The sequence below is a fragment of the Enterobacter sp. JH25 genome, assembly GCF_021725435.1.
GTDB lineage: Bacteria > Pseudomonadota > Gammaproteobacteria > Enterobacterales > Enterobacteriaceae > Enterobacter > Enterobacter intestinihominis.
In genome coordinates this window covers 1,182,720-1,198,784 of record NZ_CP091319.1, presented here as the reverse complement: position 1 = coordinate 1,198,784, position 16,065 = coordinate 1,182,720, and the positions used below count along the sequence as shown (strand labels likewise).

The window sequence follows — 16,065 nt, the reverse complement described above, 5'->3', positions numbered from 1 at the left end:
AGCCTTGAGTCTATTTCTACCCATTCCATGGGCGCACATGCTAACATAGCCAAATAAGATAGATAACGATAATCACTATCATTATCAAATCATGGATGTTGCTATGTCGTTTTCCTCTTCTGCGGTGCGCGCCCTTGCCGTGCCCGTTTTATTGCTACTGCTAATCCTTGCGATTGCACTCAGCCTGCTGGTCGGCGCAAAACCGCTGCCCGCGTCCGTTATTGTCGATGCGCTATCCGGTACCTGTCAGAGTGCCGACTGCACCATCGTGCTCGACGCTCGCCTGCCCCGCACCCTTGCCGGATTGCTGGCTGGCGGTGCGCTCGGCCTTGCCGGTGCCCTGATGCAAACCCTCACCCGCAACCCGCTGGCGGACCCCGGCATTCTCGGCGTTAACTCCGGCGCCAGCTTTGCCATCGTGCTCGGCGCAGCGCTGTTTGGATTTACGTCCCCCTCTGAACAGCTGATGATGGCTTTTTGCGGCGCGCTGGCGGCCTCGCTGGTGGTGGCGTTTACCGGCAGCCAGGGCGGCGGCCAGCTCAGCCCGGTACGCTTAACGCTGGCGGGCGTAGCGCTCGCGGCGGTACTGGAAGGCTTGTCCAACGGCATCGCCCTGCTCAACCCGGACGTGTATGACCAGTTGCGCTTCTGGCAGGCGGGTTCGCTGGATATTCGTACCCTTGAAACCTTAAAGGTGGTGGTGATCCCGACGATCGTCGCTGCCGCCGTGGCGCTCTGTTTAAGCCGGGCGCTGAACAGCCTGAGCCTCGGCAGCGATACCGCGACCGCCCTCGGCAACCGCGTGGCGCGCACGCAGCTGACGGGGCTACTCGCCATTACCGTGCTCTGCGGCAGCGCGACCGCCGTGGTCGGGCCGATTGCCTTTATCGGCCTGATGATGCCGCACATGGCGCGCTGGTTGGTGGGGGCGGATCACCGCTGGTCGCTGCCGGTCACGCTGCTGGCGACCCCTGCCCTGCTGCTCTTTGCTGACGTACTGGGCCGCCTGCTGGTGCCGGGTGAACTGCGCGTCTCGGTGGTCAGCGCCTTTATCGGCGCGCCGGTGCTGATCTTCCTGGTTCGACGCAGACGCGGGGGTGGCGCATGATGGCCCCGTCCCGTCGTTTACTTACCAGCGTCGCCCTGCTGGTCGTCGCCAGTCTGCTGCTGGCGGTCTGGAGCCTGCAAAGCGGTGCCGTAACGCTTGATTTCGCGCAGGTCTTTCACGCTCTCACCGGCAGCGCGCCGCGTAACATCACCATGGTGGTCACCGAATGGCGACTGCCGCGCGTGGCGATGGCGATCCTGGTGGGCGCGGCGCTTGGCGTCAGCGGCGCGATATTCCAGTCGCTGATGCGTAACCCCCTCGGGAGCCCGGACGTGATGGGCCTGAATACCGGCGCGTGGAGCGGCGTGCTGGTGGCGATGGTGCTGTTCGGGCAGCATCTTACGGCCATTACCTTTACGGCGATGGCGGGCGGCATTCTCACCTCCCTGCTTATCTGGGCCCTGGCCTGGCGCAACGGCATCGACACCTTCCGTCTGATCATCATCGGGATCGGCATCCGTGCGATGCTGATGGCGTTCAACACCTGGCTTCTGCTACAGGCATCGCTGGAAACCGCGTTCTCCGCCGGGCTGTGGTACGCCGGCTCCCTCAACGGTCTGACGTGGGGAAAAACCTGGCCCGCCGCGCCGCTGATTTTGCTGATGTTTATTGGCGCGCTGCTGCTGGTCAGGCGCATGCGGCTGCTGGAGATGGGCGACGACAGCGCCTGCGCGCTGGGCGTGAGCGTAGAGCGCTCGCGCCTGATGCTGATGCTGGTGGCGGTCTTGCTGACCGCAGCGTCTACCGCCATCGCCGGGCCGATCTCGTTTATTGCCCTCGTAGCCCCGCATATCGCGCGGCGTCTTAGCGGTACCGCGCGCTGGGGATTAACCCAGGCGGCGCTGTGCGGCGCATTGTTACTGCTGGCCGCCGATCTCTGCGCTCAGCAGCTGTTTATGCCTTATCAACTGCCGGTGGGCGTGGTGACCGTCAGCCTCGGCGGGATTTACCTCATCGTCTTGCTCGTTCAGGAGTCACGCAAGAAATGACAGATTCAACATTCCGCTTGCGCGGCGAAAACTTGACCCTCGGCTACGGCAAAAAAATCATTGCCCGGGATTTATCCGTGTCCATTCCGGACGGCCACTTCACCGCCATTATCGGCCCGAACGGTTGCGGCAAATCGACCCTGCTGCGCACGCTGAGCCGCCTGATGTCGCCGGTTGAGGGTAGCGTGTTCCTCGACGGGGAGCAGATCCAGCGCTTCGCCAGCAAAGAGGTGGCGCGCCGAATTGGCCTGCTGGCGCAAAACGCCACCACGCCGGGGGATATTACCGTGCAGGAGCTGGTCTCCCGCGGGCGCTACCCGCACCAGCCGCTGTTTACCCGCTGGCGCAAGGAGGACGACGAGGCGGTGAAGCGCGCGATGCAGGCGACGGGCATCACCAATCTGGCCCAGCAAAGCGTCGATACTCTCTCCGGCGGACAGCGCCAGCGCGCCTGGATTGCAATGGTACTGGCGCAGGAAACCTCGATTATGCTGCTGGACGAGCCGACAACCTGGCTCGATATCAGCCATCAGATTGATCTGCTGGAGCTGCTGAGCGAACTGAACCGCACGCAGGGGTACACCCTGGCGGCAGTGCTGCACGACTTAAATCAGGCGTGCCGCTACGCGACGCATCTGATTGCGCTGCGCGACGGCGAGATTGTGGCGCAGGGCGCGCCGAAGGAGATTGTGACGCCGGATCTGATCGCGCGGATCTACGGCATGCGCTGCATGATTATTGACGATCCGGTGGCGGGTACGCCGTTGGTGGTGCCGTTGGGTCGGCAGTAATTGCCGGGTGGCGGCTACGCCTTACCCGGCCTACATTTCGCTCCCGTAGGCCCGGTAAGCGCAGCGCCACCGGGCATTTGCACTATCCAAAAATTTCCTTCAGTACCGGCCCAATCTTTTCAAACGCCTGCGGTGAAATGATATCCACGTGGGCGCAGTCCTGGCTGTACACCTCCAGCTCACCCACCCACGGCGCCCATGCGGCCTGCGGATCCATGGTTCGCGTGCGTTCGGCGACAAACAGCGTCGCTTTACCGTCGAACCGTGAACTATGCGCGGTGGTGAGCAGCCGCACCGCATCGGCGTAGTTGCCTTCAATAGCGTTAAACAGCTCGCTGGAACCTTGCCCCTGCTGGGCGGCGATAAACGCCTGACGCTCGCGCTCAATTTCCGCCAGCACCTCCGGATCGAGGCCATTAGCCTCTTTCTCCGCCCAGTTCTGGGTTTCCGGCGGCCAGGTATCCAGCAGGCCGAGGAACGCTACGTTTTCACCCTGCTCGCGCAGACGCGCCGCAATGCCCTGCGCCAGCGTGCCGCCGAGGGAATAGCCGAACAGATAATACGGCCCCTGAGGCTGTTGCTTACGCAACGTGTTCAGATGATGTTCGATCACCGCATCGAGATCCGCACACTGCTCCATCGGCCCCTCAGGCCGGGGAGACTGAATACCGACGATTGACCAGCGCGGGCTGAGGTAGCGCGCCAGGACGCTAAACTGCCAGGCAAAGCCGGATGCCGGATGGAAGCAGAACAGCGTCGGGCCGTTGCTTTCACGCAGCGGGAGAACAGTTTCATACCCCAGACGCTGCGCCTGCTCGTCGCTCATCTGCGAGTCCAGCAGGCCGCTAAGCTTACTCACCGTCGAGGCGACCATAATCTGACCCGGCGTGACCTTACGGCTGAACGCACGGCTGAGCTGAGCCGCGAGGCGCATCGCCAGCAGCGAGTGGCCGCCGAGGGCAAAGAAATCGGCTTCGATATCGTTCACTGCGCAGCCCAGCAGGGCAGAAAACGCCTGCGCCACGGCGACTTCGGTTTGTGTCTCAGGCGCGCGACCAGAGGTTTTGCTGGTCAGCTCCGGCAGCGGCAACGCCTTGCGATCCAGCTTGCCGTTGGCGCTTAACGGCAGCGCGCTGATTTGCAGCAGCACCACCGGCACCATATGTGGCGGCAGCTGGGCTTTGAGTGATGCTAGCAGCGCGTCGCGATCCAGCGGTAAGCCGGATTCGGAGACAACGTACCCCACCAGCTGGCGGGCATCGCCACCCGTCGCCGCTGCCTGGTTGAACACGCAGGCGTGCGCCACGGCCTGGGCCACATCCGGCAGCGCGAGCATGGCCCGGTCGATTTCGCCCAGCTCAATGCGCTGTCCGCGGATTTTTAACTGGTCATCGCTGCGGCCCAGATATTCCACCGCGCCGTTGTCCAGCCAGCGGGCAACGTCCCCGGTGCGGTACATCCGCTCGCCGGGGGCAAACGGATCGGCGATAAAGCGGCTGGCGGTAAGGTCGGGGCGTCCCAGATACCCCTGCGCCAGCTGGATGCCGGTGAGATACAGATCCCCCGCCACGCCGAACGGCACCGGGCGCATCATCGCGTCCAGAATGCGCAGCCCCGTATTCCACACCGGGAAGCCGATCGGCACGCTGTTCCCTTCCACCGCCGCCAGCTCGGGGCCGTACGCCGGATACCAGCTGACGTCCACCGCCGCTTCGGTCGGGCCATAGAGGTTGTGCAGCGGCGCATGGGTGAGCTGTTCCCACTCGCGGCACAGCGCAGTCGGCAACGCCTCGCCGCTACAGAACACCTGCTTCAGCGTCCTGCAACAGTCGACGTTTTCCGGCGTCAGCGAGGCGACGAACGCCGCCAGCATCGACGGCACGAAGTGGGTGGTGGTTACGCCATATTGTGCGAAGAAGCTCTGCATCGCCTGCGGATCGCGGTGCGCGTCCGGCTCGGCCATCACCAGCTTCGCCCCGGCGATAAACGGCCACCAGAACTCCCACACCGACACGTCAAAGCTGCACGGCGTTTTCTGCGCCACCACGTCATGCGCCGCCAGTGAATAATGATCCTGCATCCACTTCAGGCGGTTAACGATGGCGGTATGGCCGACCATCACGCCTTTTGGTCGTCCCGTCGAACCGGAGGTAAAGATGATGTACGCGGTCTGCTCCGGCTTCGCCAGGCGCAGAGGTTCAGCATCGGTGGCCGGTAATAGTGTGTTGTAACTAAAGGTGGCGATCGGCAGATCGTTAAAGCGCGGAAGCTGCTCGTCGGTGGTAATGAGCAGCGACGGCTTCGCGTCCTCCAGCATCATCCGCAGACGGTCGTCCGGGTAACCGGTATCCAGCGGCAGCCAGGCGGCGCCAGCTTCAACAATCCCGTGCAGCGCCAGGGTCAGGAACACCGAGCGCGGGAGCGCCACCGCCACGCTGTCGCCCGGCTTCACGCCGCGCGCGCGCAGCAGATTTGCCAGCGCGACCACCTGCTCGCGCATCTGGCGGTAGTTCAGCTCAGTATGGGCATCCGCCAGCGCCGGGGCGTCCGGCGTTTTGCTCGCCTGCTCCGCGACAAGGTCCGCCAGCGTGGTGGACGGCAGCGCCAGCCCGGTATCGTTGATTCGCGCCAGCCGGGCGTATTCCTGCTCTGATACGGTTTCCACGTCGCCACAGCGCAGGTCCGGGTTGGCGGCAAACTGCGTCAGCATTGCGTTCAGCCGCGCCGCGTGCCCCTTCAGCGTCGCCTCGTCGTAACGCTGCCTGTTGGCGAGGATCTCAATGCTTAGTCCGCCCTGCTCGTCCGGGAACAGCGCCAGCTCCAGATCGTTCACCGGGCCGGTCGCCAGCGTGTGGGTAATGGCCTCCACGCCGTCGATATCCAGCTGATAATCGAACACCTTGACGTTCAGCACCGGACCAAACAAGGGTTCGTCCCCTGCTGCCTGCCCGCTGTCGCGCACGATCTGCTCGGCATCGTAGCGCTGATGGCGGCGCAACTTTTTCAGCTGGTTCGCCAGGCGCAGCGCCAGCGCTGGCAAGCTCTCGTGCGGGCGAATATTCACCGCCAGCGGCAGGACGTTGAGCACCGGGCCGGTCGCGGTCAGCGCGGCGGAGCCCATGCGGCGCATAAAGATAAACCCGGCGGCGTAGTCCAGCCGTCCGGTCAGGCGGCCCAGCCACAGCGCCACCAGCGCAAGCGCCAGATCGGTTCGCTGCGTTTGTCCGGCCGCCTGTGCAAGCTGGCTGAACGCACGGCCGTCCATCGCCATTTTCAGGCGCAGGATGTCGGTGGTGGCGGCGCGTCCCGGCAGGGGTGCGGAAGAGAGCGAGACCGGAGAAGGAAGCTGTTGGCGCTGTTCGGCCCAGAAAGCACCGTCGCGCTGATACGCCTCGCTGTCGCGATAGCGCTGATACTCCTCCACCACCTCGGCGAACGGAGTAAACGGGGAGGCGGGCGCAGGTTCACCTTTCTGCCACGCAGCGTAAATGGCGGCGATTTGACGGGTAATGGCCGGGAAACTGAAGCCATCTACCACCAGATGATGATACCGCTGATACCAGTACCAGTGGTTTTCTCCCACCTGAATCAGCTGGTGAAACGCCAGCGGCTGACCGCTGTCGACGCGCAGGTTCTGGTTGAGATCGGCCTCCATCAGCGCCACGGCGGCGTCGTGGGAGTTAACGCGCACAATGGACGGCTCCGGCAGGATCATGGCCTCATCGACCCACTGCCACACCTCGCCGTTATCCTCAGCGAAACGCGTGCGCAGGGTGTCGGCCTGCATCATGCCTACTGCGATGGCTTTTGCCAGCAACGGCGCGTCGATAGCGCCTTTCAGTTCGGTGTAGTGCGCCACGCTCCAGGCGTTTGGCAGGGAGGAAAGCTGCTCTGCCATCCAGATCCCCGGCTGGGCGGCGACAAGAGGGAGACGGTTCATGCGCGCTTCCCCGCAAAATAAGACGGCTCAAGCGTCTGCCACTGTTCCGCCAGCCACTGCTGGCACGCCTCCTGAGATTGCGGTTCGCACACCACGCGCCAGCCCGTGGGCAACTCGCACTCCTGCGGCCACAGGCTGTACTGCCCCTGGTCATTTTGCAAAATGGCGAACTGTCCCTGCGGATTATCGAAAGGATTGCTGAATTCCATACAGACTCCGTTATTGAATAAGCGGCTGCCAGAGGGTCATCAGCCCCTGTGTCAGCCCACCGCGCCAGCAAAGCGCATCGTGTCCGCCGTCAACCTGACGCCAGAAAACCGGTTGCTGAGTGTGTAGTTCGGCGAGGATCGCCTGGTTTGCGCGTAAGATAAGCGGCTCGTTGCGCCCGGCCTCAAGGACGATGCGCAGCCCGCGAGCGGTTTTTTCACCCGCTTTGAGTTGTTCAATGAGCAGCCCGTCCTGCTGCGCGCCGCGGTGCGGCCACCAGTAGGATCCGGACTGGCTGAGGATGCAGCCAAAACGCTGCGGCCAGCTGAGGCCCGCATAGAGGGAAGAGAGCCCGCCGAAGCTTTGGCCCGCCACCACGGTATGGTCGGCGCGGTCGCTGAACGGGGCCATGCTTTTCACCTGCGGGAGGAGTTCGTCCTGCACCGCCAGCCAGAAATCAGGGTTGCACGGCAGCTCGCGGCTGCGGTGTGCGGTGTCAATGACGTCGATTAAGACATAAACCGCAGGCGGCAGTTTGCCTTCATGGGTGAGCGACGCCAGCGCAGGCCAGACGGGCATGCTTTCGGCCCAGAATTGCCCATCAAGCAGCACCGCCAGCGGGCGCTCGGGGCTTTCATCCCCGGTGGTAAAAATCCACACGCGGCGATGGTTCTTCAGACGCGCGCTGTGCCACTCAATGCAGACAGGCTTTTTATAGGGCGTATCGGGATGATTCCAGCCGGGCTGTACGGGCGCCTCCGGCATCTCCAGCGCCGAGACGGCGTGCCCGCGTCCGCCGCGCCAGCTCTGGGCATTCAGCGGATCGGAAACCGCGTGCGGCAGCAGTTTGCGCCAGCCTTCGCGCAGCGCCATGCGGTCCGGCTGCTCGCCTTCAAACACTGCGCTGGCAAAATCATCTTCATTGTCGGAGGGGATAAAACAGTAGCTGCCGCGCCATTCGGGGCTGAACTCGCCCTGCCACTGCCAGACGTCGGTATCCGGGATACGTTCAAGGGACTGCGGACGGGCATTTTGATGGTGATCGGTCACGCCGGTGACGTAGAGCCAGACGCGTTTAATCGTCGACGTTTTCTGCGTTCCCGCCGGGTCCCGCCACCAGAATGTCACGCGATAGTTTTCCTGATGACGTTCCCGTTCCGGCCCGTTTTTCGCCTGCCACCACGCTTCACTTCCGGTTGTTAACGCCGTCACCCTTATAACCCCATGTTTAACAGTCTTTTTTGTTTCAGAGCAAATTTTATTGATAATATTATTGATAACTATTTGCATTTGCAATAGCGTAATGCCCGCGCTGTGGGAAGCGCGCTCATTAAATAACCATAAAAGCGGGACGTACAATGAATAAGAAGATTCACTCTCTGGCCTTGCTGGTCAATTTAGGGATTTATGGTGTCGCGCTGCCCGCCATGGCAGACGACAACACCGCCTCCGCGCAGCACGAAGACACCATGGTGATCACCGCCGCCGAGCAGAATTTGCAGGCGCCGGGCGTGTCAACCATCACCGCCGATGAGATCCGCAAAAACCCGCCCGCGCGCGACGTGGCGGAAATCATCCGCACCATGCCGGGCGTTAACCTGACCGGCAACTCCACCAGCGGCCAGCGCGGGAACAACCGTCAGATTGACATTCGCGGCATGGGCCCGGAAAACACCCTGATCCTGATTGACGGCAAGCCGGTCACCAGCCGCAACTCCATCCGTCTGGGCTGGCGCGGCGAGCGTGACACCCGCGGCGATACCGGCTGGGTACCGCCAGAGATGATCGAGCGCATCGAAGTGATCCGTGGCCCGGCCGCTGCACGCTACGGTAACGGCGCGGCGGGCGGCGTGGTGAACATCATCACCAAAAAATTCGACGACCAGTGGCACGGCTCCTGGAACACCTACCTGAACGCGCCAGAGCATAAAGACGAAGGTTCCACCAAACGCACTAACTTCAGCCTGAGCGGCCCGCTGGGCGGGGATTTCAGCTTCCGCATGTACGGTAACCTGGATAAAACCCAGGCCGACGCCTGGGACATTAACCAGGGCCATCAGTCTGACCGTACCGGCGCATATGCCGACACGCTGCCGGCAGGCCGTGAAGGGGTCGAGAATAAAGACATCAACGGCGTGGTGCGCTGGGACTTTGCGCCTATGCAGTCCCTGGAGTTTGAGGCGGGATACAGCCGCCAGAACAACCTTTACGCGGGCGATACCCAGAATACCAACAACGACAACAGCTCAAGCGGGCTGGTGAAGAAGAACTACGGTAAAGAGACTAACCGTATCTATCGTCAGAACTTCGCGGTGACCTGGAACGGCGGCTGGGATAACGGCATTACCACCAGCAACTGGGCGCAGTACGAGCACACCCGCAACTCGCGTCTGGGCGAAGGCCTGGCGGGCGGTCTGGAAGGCCTGTTCAACAGCAATAAATTCACCGATACCGACCTGGCCGACGTGATGCTGCACAGCGAAATCAACCTGCCGATTGATTTCATTGTGAATCAAAACCTGACGCTCGGCACCGAGTGGAACCAGCAGCGCATGAAGGACTCGACCTCCTTCACGCAAACCCAGCAGGGCGGCACCATCCCGGGCATGAGCGAAGACCGTAGCCCGTACACTTCAGCGGAGATCTTCTCCCTGTTTGCCGAAAACAACATGGAGCTGACCGACAGCACCATGCTGACCCCTGCCCTGCGCTTCGACCACCACACCATTGTGGGTAATAACTGGAGCCCGTCCCTGAACCTGTCGCAGGGTCTGGGGGATGACTTCACCCTGAAGATGGGCATCGCGCGCGCCTATAAAGCGCCAAGCCTGTATCAGACCAACCCGAACTACCTGCTGTACAGTAAAGGCCAGGGCTGCTACGCCAGTTCCGACGGCGTGGGCTGCTACATGATGGGTAACGACGATCTGAAAGCGGAAACCAGCATCAACAAAGAGATTGGCCTGGAGTGGAAACGCGACGGCTGGCTGGCGGGCGTGACCTGGTTCCGCAACGACTACCGCAACAAGATTGAAACGGGCTATGCGCCGATTGGCCAGACGTCCACCGGCAAAGTCACCACCGATATCTACCAGTGGGAAAACGTGCCGAAGGCGGTAGTAGAAGGTCTGGAAGGCTCCCTGAACGTGCCGGTCAGCGACACCATCAACTGGACCAACAACATCACTTACATGCTGCAAAGCAAGAACAAGGAGACCGGCGATCGTCTGTCGATCATCCCGGAGTATACGCTGAACTCTACCCTGAGCTGGCAGGTACGTCAGGATGTCTCATTGCAGTCGACCTTCACCTGGTACGGCAAGCAGCAGCCGAAGAAGTACAACTACAAAGGTCAGCCGGTGACCGGGTCTGAGAAAGACGAAGTCAGCCCGTACAGCATCGTTGGCCTGAGCGCGACCTGGGACGTGACCAAAAACGTCAGCCTGACCGGCGGCGTGGACAACGTCTTCGACAAGCGCCAGTGGCGCGCCGGTAACGCCCAGACCACGGGTAATACCACGACGGGTGCGTATATGTACGGTGCGGGTGCGTATACGTATAATGAGCCGGGTCGCACCTGGTACATGAGCGTGAATACGAGGTTCTGATACAGGCAGTGACTTCCCCCTCTCCCTGTGGGCTGAGGGATCCCCAGTAATTTTTTTATGCAGAAGCAATAAAGTTGCTTTCTAAATGACTGAGGGCTGTCAGCGATGCCCTGGTCCGGCTGTAAATCGCTGAGGCGTTTGCCTTCCGGCCGGGGCGAGGCGCAGGGATGCGCCGAGAGGGCGGCTTTACAGGGACGTTGCCTCCGCCCGTACCCGATAAGCCGGAAGGAATGAGCCGAGGGCACCGCGAAGCGGCGATTTACCGCCGGGAGCCCGGGTCGCCAGGGTGGTGGCGACTGAGCCACCCTGGCACGTTCACCGGTCATGTCGTTACAGAGTAGCAAGGAACATAAAGTGAACGGAATGACCACCACCGCCGTATGTTCCCCTCACCCTAACCCTCTCCCCGGAGGGGCGAGGGGATTGCTCAGTGCTCGCATTAATTTGTGGGGAACCCTCAGCCCTTTGGGAGAGGGCCGGGGTGAGGGCATCAGGCCGCACAATACTGAAGGGAAAACCATGCACACAACCCACAGCACATTTTCTCTCGCCGGCCACACCCTTCACCGCATCACTTTCGACCCCACCACCTTCACCGACGCCGATCTCCTCTGGCTGCCCCATCACGCACAGCTGGCTGACGCCGGACGCAAGCGCAAATCCGACCACCTGGCAGGCCGCATCGCCGCGGCGCATGCGCTAAACGAGCGCGTAATCCCCGGCATCGGACCCAGCGGCGAACCGCTCTGGCCGCAAGGTATTTCCGGCAGCATCACCCACAGCGGCACGCAGGCGATGGCCGTCGTCACGCATCACCCGGCGCTTATCGGCATCGATTGTGAAACGATCCTTTCCGAAAACGAAGCCAGGGAAATCAAAGACGGCATTATTGATACGCAGGAAGAACCTGTGCTTTCCCGCTCGGGATACCCGTTCGCCCTCGCCCTGACGCTGGCGTTCAGCGCCAAAGAGAGCCTGTTCAAGGCCCTCTTTCCGCAGGTGCAGGCCTGGATGGGTTTTGACAGCGCCCGCGTTACCCTGCTCGACGACAGGACGCTTACGCTGGCATTGACCCGTCAACTTGCAGGCTTTGAGGAAGGCACTGCCTTCACCCTTCACTGGCAGCAGCACGGCGAACAGGTCATCACCCTGCTGTCACACGCTCCTGCCGACGTGCCTTCACGCTGGTCACCACAAACGTCACGATAAACACCATCGCGAACAGGACCACAATGGTCGGCGCGGGCGCGCTGTCGAGATAAAACGAGGCATACACGCCGCTTACCGACACCAGCGCTGAAACGGCGACCGCCACCAGCAGCGCCATGTGAAAGCGTCGGGTAATCAGCACCGCCACCGCGCCGGGGGCAATCAGCAGCGAAATCGACAGAATTATCCCCACCGCTTTCAGCGTCGCCACGATGGTCAGCGAAACCATGCACAGTAAGCCGTAGTGCAGCCAGCGGGTGCGCAAGCCGCTCGCCTGCGCCTGCTGATAGTCAAAGCAGAACAGCAGAAAATCGCGCCACTTCAGGCCAATCACCAGCGCAATTAACCCCGCGACGAGACCGCTTTGCAGAATGTCCATCCCGTTAATGCCCAGCATATCGCCGAACAGAATGTGGTCGAGATGCACCTCAGGTTTGACGGCGATATAGAGGATCAGCCCGGCGCCGAACATGCCGGAAAAGACGATCCCCATAACCGTATCTTGCTTGATTCGGCTGTTATCCTTCAGGTATCCGGTGGCGACCGCGCAGAACAGACCGGCCACGAATGCGCCCAGCGCCAGCGGCAGGCCCATCATCCAGGCCAGCACGACGCCGGGAAACACCGCGTGGCTCATGGCGTCGCCCATCAGCGCCCAGCCTTTCAGCACCAGAAAAACCGACAGCAGCGCGCAGGGCACGGCCACCAGGAGTGAAATCAGCAGCGCGTTGTTCATAAACGCAAACTGGAACGGTTCGAGGATCAGCGTCATCATGGATGTGCCTCCCGCGCCCGACGGCGGCTGGCAAGCAGCCCGTGCTTCGGCGCAAAGACGAACGCCAGCAGGAACAGCAGCGTCTGGGCGACCACGATAATGCCGCCGGTGGCGCCGTCCAGGTAATAGCTGGCCCACGCACCGAGGAAGCTGGTGATGCTGCCAATGGCGACGGCAATCATCAACAGGCGCGGGAAGCGATCGGTCAGCAGCCAGGCGGTCGCACCGGGCGTAACCACCAGACAGATCACCAGAAATGCGCCGACGGTTTGCAGCGCCGCCACGGTAGAGACCGCCAGTAGCGTGAAGAAGAGAATTTTCAGGCGTTCAGGACGCAGACCGATGGCGCGGGCGTGGTTCTCATCAAAAAAGGTCACCATCAGATCTTTCCATTTGAACAGCAGGATAACTATCGACACCACGCCGATAATCGCCAGCTGGACGATATCTTCCGGGGCAATGGCGAGAATATTGCCGAGGACGATGGTCTGAATGTTCACCGAGGTCGGGTTGAGTGAGACCATAAACAGCCCCAGCCCGAAAAACGAGGAGAAGATCAGCCCGATAATGGCGTCCTCCTTCAGGCGGCTGCGCTGGTTGAGAAACAGCATGCTGCCCGCCGCCAGCCCGCCCGATAAAAACGCCCCCAGCGAGAACGGCAGCCCGAGCATGTAAGCGCCCGCTACGCCCGGCACGATGGAGTGCGACAGCGCATCGCCGATCAGCGACCAGCCTTTGAGCATCAGATAGCAGGAGAGAAACGCGCACAGCCCGCCCACCATCGCCGAGACCCACATGGCGTTGAGCATGTACTCGTAGCCGAAGGGTTCGAGAAGCGCGTTCATTTGGCCTCCTGTCGGTGCGTGACGAAGGGGCGTTCGTCGTCGGTAATAATGCGATCTTCCGAGCCGCTGAGCACCACGTGGCGCAGCACGCCGCTGAAGGCGCGCTCAAGATTCTCGGCGGTAAAGGTGATATCCGTCGGGCCGCTCGCCAGCACGGTGCCTTTGACCATCACCGTGTAATCGCAGAATTCCGTGACCGAGCCCAGATTGTGGGTCGAAACCAGCATCGTTTTACCCTCGTCGCGCAGCTCCCGCAGCAGGCTGATGATCCTGGCTTCGGTTTTGACGTCCACGCCGGTAAACGGCTCGTCGAGCAGGATCACCTCGCCCTGCTGGGCAATCGCCCGCGCCAGAAACACACGCTTCTTTTGGCCGCCGGAGAGCTCGCCAATCTGCCGATGGCGCAGCTCAAGCATATCCACGCGCTTCAGGGCGTCGGTTACAATCTGCCTGTCGCGCTCTTTAGGCCGACGCAGAAACCCCATATGCCCGTAGCGGCCCATCATCACCACGTCCTCGACCAGCACCGGAAATGACCAGTCGACCTCTTCCGACTGCGGCACGTAGGCGACCAGGTTCAGGCGCAGCGCCCGGTGAGGCGGAAGCCCGAGAATGGAGATAGTGCCGCTCGCCGCCCGCACAAAGCCCATCACCGCCTTAAACAGCGTGGACTTGCCGGAACCGTTCACCCCCACCAGGGCGGCAATCGATCCGCCCGGCACGGTGAACGACGCGTCGCGCAGCGCCGTGTGGCCGTTGCGGTAGGTCACGGTCACGTCGGTTACAACAATCCCCTTCTGCATGGTTACTCCTTCATCCCGTCGCGGATGCCCTGCACCAGCGTGCGGGTGGTGACGTTCAGCAGATCGATATAGGTCGGCACCGGGCCGTTTTCTGCACTCAGGGAGTCAACGTACAGCACGCCGCCGTAATGGGCGCCGGTTTCCCGCGCCACCTGACGAGCGGGCTTATCCGAGACGGTGCTTTCGCTGAACACCGCCGGAATGTGATGTTTTTTCACCAGATCGATAACCTTGCGCACCTGCTGCGGCGTGCCCTGCTGATCGGCGTTGATCGGCCACAGGTACAGCTCTTTCAGGCCCAAATCCCGCGCCAGATAGGAGAACGCCCCTTCGCTGGTCACCATCCAGCGTTTGTCTACCGGGATCGCCGTGACCTGCTTGCGCAGCGGTTCGAGAGTGGCGGTGATCTTCTGCTTGTAGGCGTCGGCGTTACGCTGATAGGTCTGCGCGTTGGCCGGATCGTACTTCACCAGCGCGTCGCGGATGTTATCGACGTAAATCAGGGCGTTGTCCGGCGACATCCACGCGTGCGGGTTGGGCTTGCCGTTATAGGGCCCTTCGCTGATGCCCATCGGGGTGATGCCTTTGGTAACAATCACCTCCGGCACGCCGTTCAGATGCTGATAAAAGCGCTGGAACCACAGCTCCAGATTCATGCCGTTCGCCAGGATCAGCTGCGCCTTCTGCGCGCGTTTGATATCGCCCGGGGTGGGCTGGTATTCGTGAATTTCCGCGCCCGGTTTGGTGATGGAGGTGACCTCTGCGGCATCCCCCGCTACGTTTTTCGCCATATCAGCGATAACGGTAAAAGTGGTGATGACCTGGAACTTTTCAGCCGCCAGCGCGCCGGTTGTGGTCGCGGTCATAAGCAGCGCGCCGAGCAACAGACGCTTCAATCCTTGCCGTGGATGCATCGCAGAAGTCTCCTGAGGTGATTAAATTAAAAGCAAAATTAGCCCGTGCTATAAGGTATAGCACAGGCTATATTTAAATGAAAATAATTATCATTAAAGTTGTGTCAACGGAGGGAGAGCCTGATGGCGCTTCGCTTATCAGGCCTACGGTAAAGCAGTTTTGGAGTTTTGTAGGCCGGGTAAGCGCAGCGCCACCCGGCATAAGGGCGACTCACTGCCCGGCAAGTGCCTTATAAAATGCAGGATTCTCCCGAATCACATTAAGTACCTTCGCCGCCAGCCCGGTTGGGTTGCGACGTTTAGACTCCCAGCTCTTTATCGTATCGACGCTCGTGCCAAGCGCCTTCGCCATTTCGCTTTGCGTGATATTGAGCTGCTCTCTGATGGCGCGCACATCAGCAACTTCATAGCGGGTTACCCGGGAAGCGGCTTTTCTTCCGTTATGGATCTCAACGGCCTCTTCAAGCGAAGATTTTAATTCATTAAAAATACTCATTATCAGCCTCCACCTGCCTGATTAGGGTACATAGTACACCTCAAATTTACGGCACTGGAAGCAGTATTTTTCAGAATGGAAGTCAGCTTTTTAAGTTCTGCTTTCTCTGTCTCTGTCAGGCTGTCCTTTATGCATTTTGGATAGGCCATAATGAAATAGATCACCTTTTGCAGATCCTTTAATTCATCATCCGTAGCAATGCTTTTAATCTGTCGGGTAAAGAGTGATGTTTCGATAAACTCTATCGCATGACTCATCCATAGTTCCTTCCCTAAACGCAGCAAAAGCCCGAATGCTTCAGCATCAGGCTCTTGCTGCATGGTTACTCTTCCTTGAGTAATGCTGCGCCAAATAACTGTATTTACATACAGTCTGAAGGT

Annotated in this window: 14 protein-coding genes; 5 read left to right on the top strand and 9 right to left on the bottom strand. The window is 60.9% G+C overall.

Going from position 1 to position 16,065, the window contains the following annotated elements; all coding sequences use genetic code 11:
• Positions 1–103: 103 nt before the first annotated feature.
• Genes fepD through fepC form a run of 3 tightly spaced genes read left to right on the top strand, consistent with a single transcriptional unit; the run spans position 104 to position 2,888 of the window.
• Positions 104–1,108: a Fe(3+)-siderophore ABC transporter permease gene (fepD, locus tag L2Y28_RS05635; protein WP_022647378.1), complete on the top strand. Its 1,005-nt coding sequence runs from the start codon at positions 104–106 to the stop codon at positions 1,106–1,108.
• Positions 1,108–2,097, top strand: a complete 990-nt coding sequence (gene fepG, locus L2Y28_RS05630; RefSeq protein WP_072202233.1) for an iron-enterobactin ABC transporter permease — start codon at positions 1,108–1,110, stop codon at positions 2,095–2,097. The genes fepD and fepG overlap by 1 nt, the downstream gene beginning before the upstream one ends.
• Complete coding sequence (gene fepC / locus L2Y28_RS05625) at positions 2,094–2,888, top strand: iron-enterobactin ABC transporter ATP-binding protein (RefSeq protein WP_022647376.1); 795 nt, start codon at positions 2,094–2,096, stop codon at positions 2,886–2,888. The genes fepG and fepC overlap by 4 nt, the downstream gene beginning before the upstream one ends.
• Positions 2,889–2,970: 82 nt before the next feature.
• Here the strand turns inward: fepC and entF are convergent, their stop codons facing one another.
• The 3 genes from entF to fes are packed head-to-tail and all read right to left on the bottom strand — an operon-like array spanning position 2,971 to position 8,247.
• The gene (gene entF / locus L2Y28_RS05620; RefSeq protein WP_022647375.1) at positions 2,971–6,828 is read right to left on the bottom strand and encodes an enterobactin non-ribosomal peptide synthetase EntF; all 3,858 of its coding nucleotides are present in this window, start codon (positions 6,826–6,828) and stop codon (positions 2,971–2,973) included.
• Positions 6,825–7,037, bottom strand: a complete 213-nt coding sequence (locus L2Y28_RS05615; RefSeq protein ID WP_022647374.1) for an MbtH family NRPS accessory protein — start codon at positions 7,035–7,037, stop codon at positions 6,825–6,827. Before L2Y28_RS05615 ends, entF begins: the two co-directional genes overlap by 4 nt.
• Before the next feature lie 10 nt (positions 7,038–7,047).
• Positions 7,048–8,247 (bottom strand): enterochelin esterase, encoded by a 1,200-nt coding sequence (fes, locus tag L2Y28_RS05610; protein ID WP_032621651.1) that lies wholly within the window; start codon positions 8,245–8,247, stop codon positions 7,048–7,050.
• Between the two features lie 146 nt (positions 8,248–8,393).
• Here fes and L2Y28_RS05605 point away from each other — a divergent pair, with 146 nt between their 5' ends.
• Entirely contained in the window at positions 8,394–10,643 is a 2,250-nt protein-coding gene (locus L2Y28_RS05605; RefSeq protein WP_022647372.1) for a TonB-dependent siderophore receptor, read from the top strand.
• Positions 10,644–11,162: 519 nt separating this feature from the next.
• Positions 11,163–11,852 carry an enterobactin synthase subunit EntD gene (gene entD / locus L2Y28_RS05600; RefSeq protein ID WP_032621648.1) on the top strand — a complete coding sequence of 230 codons (690 nt, stop codon included), beginning with the start codon at positions 11,163–11,165 and terminating at the stop codon, positions 11,850–11,852.
• On the opposite strand, the gene L2Y28_RS05595 is transcribed toward entD, so the two are convergent.
• From L2Y28_RS05595 to L2Y28_RS05570, 6 genes are all read right to left on the bottom strand, one after another.
• Positions 11,788–12,627 carry a metal ABC transporter permease gene (locus L2Y28_RS05595; protein WP_022647370.1) on the bottom strand — a complete coding sequence of 280 codons (840 nt, stop codon included), beginning with the start codon at positions 12,625–12,627 and terminating at the stop codon, positions 11,788–11,790. The genes entD and L2Y28_RS05595 overlap by 65 nt on opposite strands.
• Positions 12,624–13,472: an iron/manganese ABC transporter permease subunit SitC gene (gene sitC / locus L2Y28_RS05590; RefSeq protein WP_022647369.1), complete on the bottom strand. Its 849-nt coding sequence runs from the start codon at positions 13,470–13,472 to the stop codon at positions 12,624–12,626. The genes L2Y28_RS05595 and sitC overlap by 4 nt, the downstream gene beginning before the upstream one ends.
• On the bottom strand, positions 13,469–14,275 hold the full coding sequence (sitB, locus tag L2Y28_RS05585) for an iron/manganese ABC transporter ATP-binding protein SitB (protein WP_022647368.1): 807 nt from the start codon (positions 14,273–14,275) through the stop codon (positions 13,469–13,471). Before sitB ends, sitC begins: the two co-directional genes overlap by 4 nt.
• A gap of 2 nt (positions 14,276–14,277) precedes the next feature.
• Positions 14,278–15,189 carry a metal ABC transporter substrate-binding protein gene (locus L2Y28_RS05580; protein ID WP_022647367.1) on the bottom strand — a complete coding sequence of 304 codons (912 nt, stop codon included), beginning with the start codon at positions 15,187–15,189 and terminating at the stop codon, positions 14,278–14,280.
• A gap of 211 nt (positions 15,190–15,400) precedes the next feature.
• A complete protein-coding gene (nadS, locus tag L2Y28_RS05575; RefSeq protein WP_003858821.1) occupies positions 15,401–15,685 on the bottom strand; it encodes a NadS family protein in 285 nt (94 codons plus the stop codon).
• Positions 15,686–15,687: 2 nt separating this feature from the next.
• Positions 15,688–15,942, bottom strand: a complete 255-nt coding sequence (locus L2Y28_RS05570) for a hypothetical protein (protein WP_032621825.1) — start codon at positions 15,940–15,942, stop codon at positions 15,688–15,690.
• Between the last annotated feature and the right edge of the window lie 123 nt (positions 15,943–16,065).

Coding starts and splice junctions, on each gene's coding strand:
- entF (WP_022647375.1), bottom strand. CDS start 6,828: ATGAACCGTCTCCCTCTTGTCGCCGCCCAGCCGGGGATCTGGATGGCA.
- sitC (WP_022647369.1), bottom strand. CDS start 13,472: ATGAACGCGCTTCTCGAACCCTTCGGCTACGAGTACATGCTCAACGCC.
- sitB (WP_022647368.1), bottom strand. CDS start 14,275: ATGCAGAAGGGGATTGTTGTAACCGACGTGACCGTGACCTACCGCAAC.
- L2Y28_RS05605 (WP_022647372.1), top strand. CDS start 8,394: ATGAATAAGAAGATTCACTCTCTGGCCTTGCTGGTCAATTTAGGGATT.
- L2Y28_RS05570 (WP_032621825.1), bottom strand. CDS start 15,942: ATGAGTCATGCGATAGAGTTTATCGAAACATCACTCTTTACCCGACAG.
- L2Y28_RS05615 (WP_022647374.1), bottom strand. CDS start 7,037: ATGGAATTCAGCAATCCTTTCGATAATCCGCAGGGACAGTTCGCCATT.
- fepD (WP_022647378.1), top strand. CDS start 104: ATGTCGTTTTCCTCTTCTGCGGTGCGCGCCCTTGCCGTGCCCGTTTTA.
- L2Y28_RS05580 (WP_022647367.1), bottom strand. CDS start 15,189: ATGCATCCACGGCAAGGATTGAAGCGTCTGTTGCTCGGCGCGCTGCTT.
- nadS (WP_003858821.1), bottom strand. CDS start 15,685: ATGAGTATTTTTAATGAATTAAAATCTTCGCTTGAAGAGGCCGTTGAG.
- entD (WP_032621648.1), top strand. CDS start 11,163: ATGCACACAACCCACAGCACATTTTCTCTCGCCGGCCACACCCTTCAC.
- fepC (WP_022647376.1), top strand. CDS start 2,094: ATGACAGATTCAACATTCCGCTTGCGCGGCGAAAACTTGACCCTCGGC.
- L2Y28_RS05595 (WP_022647370.1), bottom strand. CDS start 12,627: ATGATGACGCTGATCCTCGAACCGTTCCAGTTTGCGTTTATGAACAAC.
- fepG (WP_072202233.1), top strand. CDS start 1,108: ATGGCCCCGTCCCGTCGTTTACTTACCAGCGTCGCCCTGCTGGTCGTC.